The 12,391-nt window shown below is 47.8% G+C and carries 9 protein-coding genes; 2 read left to right on the top strand and 7 right to left on the bottom strand.

The window, feature by feature from the left end; translation table 11 throughout:
* Nucleotides 1–14: 14 nt before the first annotated feature.
* Complete coding sequence (locus tag MHI55_RS02925) at nucleotides 15–701, bottom strand: hypothetical protein (RefSeq protein ID WP_340019051.1); 687 nt, start codon at nucleotides 699–701, stop codon at nucleotides 15–17.
* A 545-nt stretch (nucleotides 702–1,246) separates the two neighbouring features.
* Here MHI55_RS02925 and MHI55_RS02920 point away from each other — a divergent pair.
* On the top strand, nucleotides 1,247–2,200 hold the full coding sequence (locus MHI55_RS02920; RefSeq protein WP_036607494.1) for an L-lactate dehydrogenase: 954 nt from the start codon (nucleotides 1,247–1,249) through the stop codon (nucleotides 2,198–2,200).
* Between the two features lie 163 nt (nucleotides 2,201–2,363).
* Here MHI55_RS02920 and MHI55_RS02915 read toward each other — a convergent pair whose 3' ends face one another.
* The 6 genes from MHI55_RS02915 to MHI55_RS02890 form a co-directional block, all read right to left on the bottom strand.
* Nucleotides 2,364–5,072 carry a PAS domain S-box protein gene (locus MHI55_RS02915; protein WP_340388717.1) on the bottom strand — a complete coding sequence of 903 codons (2,709 nt, stop codon included), beginning with the start codon at nucleotides 5,070–5,072 and terminating at the stop codon, nucleotides 2,364–2,366.
* A gap of 644 nt (nucleotides 5,073–5,716) precedes the next feature.
* Nucleotides 5,717–6,451: an ABC transporter permease gene (locus tag MHI55_RS02910; protein WP_340388715.1), complete on the bottom strand. Its 735-nt coding sequence runs from the start codon at nucleotides 6,449–6,451 to the stop codon at nucleotides 5,717–5,719.
* 1 nt (nucleotide 6,452) lies between these two features.
* A complete protein-coding gene (locus MHI55_RS02905; RefSeq protein WP_340388713.1) occupies nucleotides 6,453–7,169 on the bottom strand; it encodes an ABC transporter permease in 717 nt (238 codons plus the stop codon).
* Complete coding sequence (locus MHI55_RS02900; protein WP_047840345.1) at nucleotides 7,166–8,080, bottom strand: ABC transporter ATP-binding protein; 915 nt, start codon at nucleotides 8,078–8,080, stop codon at nucleotides 7,166–7,168. The genes MHI55_RS02905 and MHI55_RS02900 overlap by 4 nt, the downstream gene beginning before the upstream one ends.
* Nucleotides 8,081–8,164: 84 nt before the next feature.
* A complete protein-coding gene (locus MHI55_RS02895) occupies nucleotides 8,165–9,676 on the bottom strand; it encodes a HAMP domain-containing sensor histidine kinase (protein ID WP_340388711.1) in 1,512 nt (503 codons plus the stop codon).
* A 44-nt stretch (nucleotides 9,677–9,720) separates the two neighbouring features.
* Nucleotides 9,721–10,404 (bottom strand): response regulator transcription factor, encoded by a 684-nt coding sequence (locus tag MHI55_RS02890; RefSeq protein WP_017690959.1) that lies wholly within the window; start codon nucleotides 10,402–10,404, stop codon nucleotides 9,721–9,723.
* 227 nt (nucleotides 10,405–10,631) lie between these two features.
* On the opposite strand from MHI55_RS02890, the gene MHI55_RS02885 reads away from it, so the two are divergent.
* Nucleotides 10,632–12,386: an alpha-glycosidase gene (locus tag MHI55_RS02885; RefSeq protein ID WP_340388709.1), complete on the top strand. Its 1,755-nt coding sequence runs from the start codon at nucleotides 10,632–10,634 to the stop codon at nucleotides 12,384–12,386.
* The last annotated feature ends 5 nt before the right edge of the window (nucleotides 12,387–12,391 follow it).

Genomic DNA, 12,391 nt, shown 5'->3' with positions numbered 1-12,391 from the left:
TAAATGCCTGTTGCTCAAGCTTCCTTATGCTTCTTGGGCAGGAACCCGAACAACATACGCAGGGATACTCCTTTGGGTTTGCGTTTTCTTCCCTGGAAACTGCGCAGATTGGTTACGAGTTCACGATCCCGCTCTTCCTCCAGCTTCTCATTCATCCACAGGCGCTGCTTCTCCATCTGTTCCTGAAGCGCCATATGTGTCTCCGCCAGATGCTGAAGGGTCAGCTCCAGTTCATCGACCCGCTGTTGCAGCAGCTGTACCCGATCATCCTGCTGTTGTTCTACAGCACCATAAGTCACCTCACTTACCAGTTGCCCCAGACCTTCATAGGATCTCAGATTACCCATTATTTCAGGTTCTTCAGGGAGTACAGATGACATGACTGTCGCTGCACATTCCGTCTCTGACAGACCTTCAATTCCCACCACCGGGACATCTACTTCTACTACAGCTACAGGTACTTCTGGAGCCAATACAGTCACCACAGCATCAGCCAGGGGTAGATTATGCTCTCTGAGTTCAGTCATCAGGCGTTCAATGCACTCGATGTCGTCGGACTTGAATAGTCTGGATTTGTTGGCTGACCGTTCGAACCGGTATCCCTGTTCTTCCAGTGCCGCCGCATATTTACGAAGAGTACTGGCACCTATGCCCAGGCTCTTGGCCGTTTCCGTCGTTGCTCCTGCTTCTTCAATCATCATTAATTCCCTCCCGGAATGAAGTCTTTTGGGAATCAATTTCATAATACCCTTAGTGAGTTATGAAATTGATTCTTGGATAAAAACATTATGGCTTCAGCGTTCCTTTATGGAACCGTCATCGGATCGGGGCAACCTGTCTCATGGATCAAGTATGCTTATCTTTTGCTTGTCCGTATGTATTCGTCAGCTTCTCGGCAGATCCCTTTGGCGGTTTTGTTCTGTTTCTGCGGATTCCTAAGAAGTTTTGTCAGGTATATGATCCGCACAAATAACCCCCAATCCGACAACAAGCATGAATGCTGTCATGTCGAATGACACGGGTGCAAACGCCGTCAAATCGTATGATTATGAATTAATCATGTCATTTTTGTTAACTCCGTTACTCCAATACGCTCCCGCGATAGCGGATATCATTGCTGCACAGCTTTTTCATGTGTTATCTTATGTAACGTAGAAGTGGATTCCAGCATAAAATAAAGGACTATACTTAACATAGGACGCATTAGTAATGGATAAATATCAATCTAAATGGGGGCTGAACGGCAGTGTTAGGCAAATCAGGCAAAGTAGCGGTGATCGGGGCGGGTCTTGTCGGTTCGAGTTGTGCGTATTCCATGATTAATCAATCGATATGCAGGGAAATTATGATGGTGGACCGGACGTATGACCGTGCTGTAGCACAGGCACTGGATTTTTCCCATTGTATGGACTTCACACATAACCGCACCAAGGTATATGCAGGCACGTACGCCGATTGTGGCAATATGGATGTGATTATCTTAACTGCCGGGGCGAATCCCAAGCCAGGACAAACACGGCTGGATATTCTGGAGGAAGCAGAGTCGATTGCCAAAGACATCGTGGTCCCGATCATGAACAGTGGATTTAACGGGATTTTTGTCGTCGCTGCTAATCCGGTTGACATAGTAACTTATATGGTATGGAAATTATCCGGCCTCCCACGCGAACACGTCATCGGTACAGGCACGTCCATTGATTCTTCACGACTCAAAACACTGCTGTCTGAAGTCTTCTCCATCGATCCACGCAGTGTGCATGGTTATGCTCTCGGGGAGCATGGAGAATCACAGTTCGTGGCCTGGTCGCATGTGACCATCGGTGGCAAACCGATTATGCATATCATGGATCAGCACAAGGAGCGCTTCAAACATCTGGATCTGGAGGATATTGCACGCAAAACAAAGGATGCCGGCTGGGAAATCTTTACCCGTAAAGGTTCTACCCAATTCGGAATCGGCAATGCCCTCGCGCATATCACTCGTTCCATCCTCAATGACGAACACAAGATCATCGCCGTATCGGCTATTCTGGACGGAGAGTACGAGCAACATAACGTATGCGTCGGTGTTCCTGCAATCATCGGTGGCAATGGTATTCAAGAGATTATCGAATTGAATCTGGATGCAACGGAACGTGAGAAATTCAACAATTCCTGTGAAATCCTATCAGGTAACATCAATCGTCTGACATTGGTATAAGCCATTCGTATACAACTCCACTGTGTATGCTTCAGTTCAACTTCAAAAGTCTGCCAACACAAACATGCCAATAACATTCCATGTGAGGAGTCTTATTGGCATGTTTGCGTTTATTATTTTCACAGCCAGATGAATCAATTTCATAATTGATTTGAGTAGTTGTTCAATTTGGTGCAAGTTGAGGTTCGTCCCTTGGCCCCCACTGTTGTAACACCCGCTTCAACTCACTCAGCATAACCGGTTTGCTAATGAAGTCACGCATACCAATCTCCAGACAAGCTTCCTTATCTTCACGTTTGGCATTGCTTGTAACTGCGATGATCGGAGGTATGCGATCCTGTGGAATTAGGCGGTGTAACAGGTCTGTCGCCTTCAGTCCATCCATCACAGGCATATGAATATCCATCAGGACAATATCATAAGCATTCTGAGAGATGGCATCAATTGCTTCCACACCATTAGTACATACATCTGCGTGGTATCCGAGCTTCTCCAGATATTCTCGTAAAATCTTCCGGTTCACCGGATGATCCTCCGCCACCAGAATACGCATGGCCACCTTATCACTTTGACGTGTGCGATCATGATGGAACTGACTTGCTGTCTGTTCTGCTGAAGCATCTACACTCGCCGCAGGAACAGCAAACCGGAAGGTTGAGCCTTCCCCTTCTATGCTCTCGACACTGATACTGCCCCCCATGATCTCCACGAGTCGCTTGGAAATGACCAGTCCCAGTCCGGTACCACCATACTTCCGGTTAATCACCGGGTGTAGTTGAGAGAAGGACTGAAACAACTGATCCAGCTTGTCAGCGGGGATGCCAATTCCCGTATCTTGCACCGCAAAATCAAGAACACTGTCTTCAGGCTTTCTGCCCTTGATAATATCCACGGCAACCTCAATGCTTCCCTGATCTGTGAACTTGAGTGCATTACCAACCAAGTTCACCAGAATCTGCCGGATTCGTATGGCATCGCCGACCATGAACTCAGGGATGCTCGGATTGAGACGATATCTGATCTCCAGATGTTTCTCATCTGCAAGCGGTTTAAACAGTTCGGCAACCTGTTCCAACATCTTGCGTAATGCAAATGGTTCATAAGCCAGTGCCATTTTCCCGGATTCCAGCTTACTGAAGTCCAAAATATCATTAAGGATGTTCAGTAGAGCATCACCGCTGTCTCGAATAATCTCGGCATATTCACGCTGTTCTTCCGATAGATCGGTACCGATCAACAATTCTGTCATCCCCACGATCCCGTTCATCGGTGTCCGGATCTCATGGCTAACCATCGACAGAAATTCCGACTTGGCCTGAGCTGCCAGCTCAGCTGTCTCTTTGGCACGTACAATTTCACGTTCGCCAGTCACATCATTAAATACAACCACCGCGCCCTGAATCTGTCCCTGTTCAATAATCGGCGTCACCTGATACTGCACCAGAAAGCTGCTGCCATCTTTACGCCAGAACACATCTTCCTTGATTGAACGTATCTGTCCATCCAACACGGTCATGTGGATCGGGCATTCTTCTTGTGGCAAATGACTTCCGTCTGCACGGGTGTGATGGATGATGGGATGTGAGTTTTTGCCAATGAATTCTTTCGCCTCATAACCGAACATCGAAGCTGCTGCTGGATTCATAAACATGGTGATTCCATCCGCATCCAAACCAAATATTCCTTCCGTAACCGTGTTGAGAATCAGCTCATGTTGCTTGCTAAGCTCCTGAAGCCGTTCCGTGTATTCCTTGCGCTCGGTAATATCGGACACGATCCCATAGACGCCCACCATTTCCTTATCCACAATAATGGGCACATTCGTAACAGATACTTCAATCTTCCGACCACTTGAATTGACGACTCGGGTCTCATAATATTGCGGTTCGCCTTGCTTCACCATGTCAAAATAATGTTTGCCATGTTGCACTTCGCATTTATCCAGATTGGATAAAAAAGACTGGCCAATAAGCTTATTGCGCGGAATATCCAACATTTGCACCAGTTTGCTGTTCACTGCGCTGTATTTACCTTCCAGATTCAATGAATACACAGCTGCCGGGTTATGTTCGAACAACGATCTGTATCGCTGACGGCTTTCCCGAAGACGTCTTTCCGCATCCTTATGCTGGGTAATATCCCTGCTGATGCTTACAATCTGGACACTCTTGCCACGCTCTCCAGCAACAGGTTTCGCCAATGTCTCCATCCAGATATAATGTCCCTTCTTGTGCAACACACGCATCTTGCAGCCATTGCCGATCTTGGAAAGATCCATAGGGTCCGGATAATCTCCCGAATAACAATAATCCTTGAAGGACTTACCTATGACTTCCTCCGGCTTATAACCCAGTAAGGTGTACACGGAAGGGGAAACGTATAACAACTCGCCATCCATAGCACAAGTTGTAATCAGATCTTGTGCATGGTCAGCCAGCACCTGATATTTCTCCTGTGCCTCCTTAAGCTCACGTTGCACTTCCAGGATATCGGTAACATCTTTGGCAATGCCATAGATTCCTACAACTTCTTTTCCCTCCGTTATAGGCACATACGTTATCTCTGCCTGTTTCAGGGAACCATCTTTATGATAAAAAGTAATGGGATTACTGACTGAACGTCCAGCCAGTACCTCTTTAATGTATTGTTTGCGTGAATTTTCACTGTCCGGAGGACAGATCTCACTCTGATTCATACGAATCAAGTCATCCAGTGTATACCCAGATATCCGCTCTACCGAGGGATTAGCATCAATATAGTTTCCATGGATGTCCATTACATAAATGGCATCCGGATGGTTAAAAAACAGTGATTGGTAAGAACTTCCCTCAGAAATAATGCGCTTCAGGGTTTCCATTTTATTAATATCCAAGGCTTACCCCTCTTTTCTCAGCCAATATCTTCATCTAACAGCAGGGATTAATTATCCCTTACAAAATGGGCCTACCCTCGAATAACCATGTAAGCCTGCCTAGAAACAGCTTTTTTTATTTTACCAGATTCTCGTCTCATTTTGCTTACAATCTATGATTCAATTCACATGATGTGTGAGGTAATACTTAGAATTTTTATTTTACTTAGGAGGCGCCTTCAAAGGCAGACAATTTATACAAGGATCAATGTAAGCCTCTAACAACCTTGAAGTTCAATTCCACGTCAGCTGATTCTGGCGGATGGCTAAACGATTTTCTAAAGAACCCAGGACATCTTATTTGGCGTCCATGTGCTCTTTTTATATTTTAAGGAACATCAGACACGTTAATCCCCATAATCTCCTGTCATAAACACACTGCAAACGGTTGTTTCATTGGATATAACATGTCTCAGGTTCCTTAGATTGTTGAGAACACTTCAAATCCATGATTAAGACTCCTCAGGTTCGTTAGCGAGCTAATCATTCATGATGGGTGGGTCAGACATTAGAAAAAATCCTCCTGAAGCCTACATACAATAGAGCTTGCATGTTTTGCTTAAAGAGGATTTGGATCTACGATAACCAAGGGTGTAACAGATTATTCAGATTTCTTTTTTTGCAAAATACATCATGCCGATTCCAATGAAAATAACAGCACTGCCTCCAACAACCGCCAGCATTGTGATCAGTGGAACATTGTAGGCTCCGAAACCTGCGCCGTCCACGGGTGTCATCAGAATCATCGGTTGTGCCCATGGATAATACGGCCCATATGTCGCCGAGTTTACAATGAGAATATTCGGTATGGTCAGTGCAAAATTCAGTGCGAGCGGTGCGGCGAAGCTGCTCCACACTAATGAAACGAACATCTGCAGGGCAGCCAAGGGTACACAGGCCAGCAACCCAAGCAGCAGTTTTCCTACCAAGAATCCCCAAGGTACTGGCATCGTAATGCCATGAATTATGCCTGCCAGCAGAATGGACATCAGCAACAATGCTTGCGTACCCGCCAGAAGCATGAGTACAATCGTCAGTTTACCTGCATATACACCTGAACGTGTGAGCGGCAAAACCAGCATCTGCTTCCACCCTCCACCCGCATGTTCAAAACGGCAGACAAAGGACGTAAACACGCCAGTCAGCATCGGTAACAATAACAATCCGTGCAGGAAAACCATCGTGGTCATCAATACCTGCCAATTTCCCGATGGCGTGGACAACAGTCCGATGAGCAGCGCAATGAGTGGACTCAGCAGAATCAGGAGCCATATGGGCGATTTGCTCATTTTCAATCGTTCAGCGGACAAGATTCGGAAGTACGTTATCGCAAAGCTCATATCAGGCCACATCCTTCCGGCTAAAATGCATCATACCCAGCAACAGGATTAATAACCCTAGACCTGCCCCCATGCCTGCATACAGGTATGGATTAGGCCCATTCCAGGCCATCTGTGCCCATGCGAGCGGAAAGATTGGTGAGATACTGAGTGAGAACATACCCGTTATCGCGAGAACGATGCCCAGGGTGACGGGAAGCGCCTGATTTTTGTTAACCATCGTGAGCCACAACTCCAGTGACAACACCGGAAGTGCACCAGCCAAAGGCAATAGCCCCAGCTTGATCGCATGTGTCCAAGGTATTTCGCTGGCATGGAATCCGAGGATCAGACCCAGACCTACAATTCCTGCGGTTAAGAGCAGGCAGGAGATCACCAGCAGCACACAGGCAAGCAGGAACTTGGCTAAATACACGGCTGGTCTGGGAATGGGCATCGCGAGCAACTGTTTCCACGATCCCTGTTCATGCTCAACATTAGCGATCATGGAGCTGAGAATGGTTGCTCCCAGCATCAGAGACAAGGGCACAAAGACAACCACATCGCCCAATAATCCGCCCCACAGGTTATCTGCATACTGCTCTTTCAGATAGTCCAGCCGTAAGCCAAAATTAAGCGCCTGCATCGCTGTCAATCCAAGAGGGGCCAGAAAGACAAGAAACCAGATCCCTTTCCCCCGAATCTTGAGCCAGTCTGACGATAATGCACGCCCGGTCATATGGAAGCCCCCTCGCCAATGACCCGCATGAACAGATCTTCCAGCGACTGACGCTGTTCCTCTACACGATACACATCATGATCCTGTTCAATTAATCGGCGCACAAGCAGTGCCACTGAACTGTTATCCATATAAGGGAACGTTAATGCAGCACCTTGTTGCTGACCAAATTGTCCCTGTTCTCTCGCCAGCTTCATAGCCTCTTCCGGCTCGGAAACCGTTAACCGGATAGAGCTACCCGTCTGACTATGCAGACTTGCGATAGTATCCTGAAGCACCATCTTGCCTTCACGGATAATACCAACACGACTTGCCATCTGTTCGACTTCACTCAGCAAGTGGCTGGAAACCAGAACGGTAATGCCGTGTTCCAGAGGCATGCGTTTGATCAGTTCCCGAATCTCCTGAATACCGGCAGGATCAAGCCCATTTGTTGGTTCGTCCAGAATCAGCAGCTCCGGTTCACCCAGCAAAGCGCTGGCAATACCCAGACGTTGCTTCATCCCAAGGGAATACCCCTTCACCGAACGTTTGGCATCCTTGGTCAGATCTACAATGGACAGCACTTCAGCAATTCTTGATTTTGGTACATTGATGATGCGGCGCAAAGTTTCCAGATTCTCTACTGCGTTCAGATGTCCGTAATAGGACGGGTATTCGACCAAGGAACCCACACGGCGCAAAATATCCATGCGATCCTTGCGGATATCCTTGTCGAAGACACGGATCACACCTTTGGTTGGTTTAATCAAGCCGAGAAGCATGCGAATCGTTGTTGTTTTGCCGGCGCCGTTGGGACCGAGGAAGCCGTAGATATCTCCCTTTTTAATATGCAGATCAAGTTCACGGACCGCTGCACGGTCCCGGTATGTTTTCCATAGATTAGCCGTTTGAATAATATTTTCACTCACTGTATGATCACCTCAGAACTATCGTAACCTTCCAAGGTTAAAGCCAAAGTAGTCTCTAGTTTAAGTTTAGTTTAAAAAGCTATTTCAGCGGTTTGTTGTTTCCTTATTTCCCTTACCACTGTAGATATATGTCTGTACACCCGCATCGGAACTATCTACCCGCTTGCGCAGACTCATCTCACGAATCAACAGGTCTACAATGGATAAGCCCAGACCTGTGCCTTTTGTGTCGGAATCCTGCTGCATTCCCGGACCCTGATCCTGAATAACAATAGCCGTCTCACCCTGAATCTCCTGGGTTGATATGCTAATATACTTCCCGCTGGCGGCATGACGGATCACGTTTTGGAACAAATTATCAAGTACACGGCGCATGCCCTGTTCATCCATATGCCAGATCAGCGGTTCCTCCGGGAGGTCAATATCAATCTCGAATTGCTCTTTCTCCCAGACCGGGTACCAGGCCGCCGCCGTTTCCCTGACGATCCGCAGTATATCTTTCTCTTCCAGCTTCAGTGTATATTTCCCGCTCGTGAGCAAGTTGTAGGATAACATGTTGTCAATGAGCCCGCCGAGGTCCTCCATCTTTGCTTCCATGCGATGTAATGAACGGTCACCTTGCTCGCTCAGCTCTTCCTTGTGCAAGGCATGCATATGTCCACGAATCACCGTTAGCGGGGTACGCAGATCGTGGGAAAGCCCCGCAATGAGACGTTTGCGCAATTGTTCCTCCTCGCGTTCACGGTGACGGCTGTCGGACAGTTGATGCACCATCTGATTGAAGGCTTCTTCCAGTTGACCGATCTCGTCTGACTGGCGGATATCTACCGGAAGCGGGAGGCCTTCCTTGCCTGTGGTCATCATGGCTGTCTGCAAACGAATAAGTCGTTTGCGAATGCGTGCGAAGAAGAGAATCGACATCATGATAAAGATCAGAAAGATGAGGGTCATTACGATACCAAGATACAAGAGTTCCATCGGCCAGTTACTCTGATTCATTTGCAGAAGTGACCGTGGCACTTCAATGATCATGAATCCCTGTCCTTTGTCCTGCTCAGCTCCGCCAATATATGCAACTACGGTCAGTGGATCGCGAAAAGAAGCTTCTTTCATGAATTGCACCGTATTGTTTACATTCCATAAGGCTGGAATATGAGTCTCTGTCGTTTGCCCGGAATCCAGTGACCATCTCAATGTCTTGTCTGTCCTCCCGTCCGGCGACGTGGATTTCAGAAGCGTTACATCTTCACCCCCAAGAATAAAGAGGGTCTCACCGCTCACACTCACACGATACATGGAAGATTTGGGATACGAGCCATGTAATTGCTCCAACCGGGCCTTAATCTCTTCATCCGAAGCACCATCCAGGTTCTTCGCTTCATGTGACCAGAGGTTACTGATCTTAGTAACATCACCGTAAGGCGCGGCGCGGTTCATATTCGTGTCCGTGTTATTCACTACAACAATATATATAACGGATATGATCGGAAGTACAACGGGCACAAATAATACAGCCGCCAAGATCAGGAGGATGTATCTGGACATCAAGGACCGCCCAAAGCGAAGCTTGCGCCGCCCGGATTGCTTTTGCTCCATGCTTCGTTCTCCCTTCATGATCTTCCGTTCTCTGAACAACCGAATCATGGCTTCTTCACACGATATCCCACACCGCGGACCGTCTGAATAACTACAGGATTGGCCGGATCAAGCTCCAGCTTTTCGCGTAGATGTCGAATATGTACCATTAAAGTTTTGTCCCCATCCAGATAGGGCTCGTTCCAGACGGCTTCATAGATCTGCTCTTTGGTTCGAATCATACCCATATGTCGTAGCAGGTAGGCGAAGATGTGGAACTGTTTTCCCGATAAAATAATCTCATCTCCCGTCTCCTCATTGACGATCCGGTTGTCCTTCTCATAGATGGAGAGATGATCCAGCTTCAGGGCTGTATCCGATGAGACCGCTGTTCCTGCCTTACGCAGTTGTACTTCAATCCGGGCAGCCAGTTCATCGGGGTGAAATGGTTTGGTCACATAGTCATCGGCAAAATCAAGACCGTGCAACTTATCGTCAATGGACGTTCTGGCCGAGAGCATGACAATGGGCACGGCGGGATGTTCTTTTTTCAGTCGCTGGCCCACCGTAAATCCATCCAGCCCAGGCAGCATGACATCAAGAATAATGAGTGAACAACCGACAGCAGCCTCCGCTGCACCTTCACCACTGCCGAGCCATACCACCTCATAACCGCGCTCCTCCAGATCGGCTCTGACCCAAGTCGCAATTTCCGTATCATCTTCAATATATAACAGTTTGGTTTTCATCCGAATATTCGTTTCCTTTCTGCCCCCAATGGGTTAATGATATATCTGAGCATCATCATGATAAAAGCTGTCTATATCATATGGATTCATGTCTTGTTGAGCAAATGTTGAAGTCCTTTACGTTACCATACATGCTAATTATAGCTTATCCATTAACGTGGGGAATGTCATATTAATCAAGTCTACCAAGTACATATCAGTGCTACACCTGACGGGAGGAAATCATTATGTTGCTGGAAGCTATTTATCATCAACCGAAACGAAACTGGGCCTATGCCTATGACCAAGATACAATCCATCTGCGCCTGCGTGCCAAAAAGAATGATCTGACCGAGGTACATGCCCTGACCGGGGATAAATATGCGTGGGATGCAACCAAAGCGCTGGTTCCCTTAACAAAGTTCACCTCTGACTCCATGTTCGATTACTTCGAGGGTGAGGTGAAACCTCCCTACCACCGACTGAAATACTCTTTTCTGCTCAAAAACGGAGACGAACAGATCTGGATGACCGAAACGGACTTCCAGGAAAAAGAACCGGACGATCCGGGTCGTATGTTCCAGTTCCCTTATATTCATGCCGGAGCTGTATTCACACCCCCTGCATGGGTTAAGGACGCGGTGTTTTATCAGATTTTCCCTGAACGATTCGCCAACGGCAACCCAAATATTAGTCCGGAAAAGGTAGAGCCGTGGGGTGGTGAGCCGACACCTTTCAATTTCTTCGGCGGTGACCTTCAGGGCGTGATTGACCATCTGGATTACATCAGCGATCTTGGCATTAATGCGATCTACTTCACACCCATCTTTGAAGCCACCACCAATCACAAATACGATACCGAAGACTACCTGCAGGTAGACCGGCACTTTGGTGACGCAGATACCGTGAAACGACTGGTCGAGCTGTGCCACGCACGTGGAATTCGCGTACTGCTGGATGCCGTGTTCAACCATTCCGGGAAGACATTTGCTCCGTTTGTTGATGTGCAGAAGAACGGAGAACAATCCAAATACAAGGACTGGTTCCATGTACATGAATACCCGCTGGACGTGAAGGACGGCATTCCAACGTATGAGACATTCGGATTCGAAGCGCATATGCCAAAGCTGAATACGGAGAATGCTGAGGTTAAGGCCTATCTGCTGGAGGTTGCCGAGTACTGGATCAAGGAAGTGGGTGCGGACGGATGGCGGCTGGATGTGGCAGACGAAGTGGACGATGCATTCTGGCGTGATTTCCGCCGTGTAGTCAAAGCGGCTAATCCGGAGGCCTATATTCTGGGCGAAGTATGGAACGAGTCTTCCTCCTGGCTGCAAGGTGACCAGTTCGATGCGTCCATGAACTATCCGTTTACCGATGCCGTGAATGCTTTCTTGGTGAAAAATACGATGCACGCCGAACAGTTCGCAAACTCCATCGGGCGACAGTTATCCCGTTATCCGCTTCAGGCCAGCGAAGTGGCGTTTAACTTGCTGGACAGCCACGATACCCCGCGGCTGCTCACGCTGTGTGAAGGTGACCAGCGCAAGATGAAGCTGGCTGCGTTATTCCAGTTCAGTTATATGGGTGCTCCGTGTATCTATTACGGAGACGAGATTGGCATGGACGGCGAACATGATCCGGGCTGCCGTAAATGCATGGAATGGGATGAAGCAAAGCAGGACCGAGAGCTGTTTAACTTTTATCAGAAACTGATCTCCCTACGTCATGCTCATCCTGCCCTGCGTGCAGAAGGCACCGTTCGTTTCCTGCAGGCTCGTCCCGATGGCAGCCAACTGGTATTTGAGCGACAAAATGAGGAGGAACGCATTCTGGTTCTGTTCAATCGATCAGAAGAGACGGCTATTGTCGAGCTGGAGGCTGGTGACGAGGAATGGACCGAGTTATTCGGCGGAAACCATCGTACTGCCAAGGAAGATGGCATACTCGCCATTGAACTGCCCGCGTATGGATATGCCGTACTGAGTACTAGTCTCATATAAACACC

It is taken from the genome of Paenibacillus sp. FSL E2-0151, assembly GCF_037993015.1.
Taxonomy (GTDB): domain Bacteria; phylum Bacillota; class Bacilli; order Paenibacillales; family Paenibacillaceae; genus Paenibacillus; species Paenibacillus amylolyticus.
The sequence above is the reverse complement of the archived record's forward strand: the minus strand, read 5'-3'. Positions and strand labels throughout refer to the sequence as shown.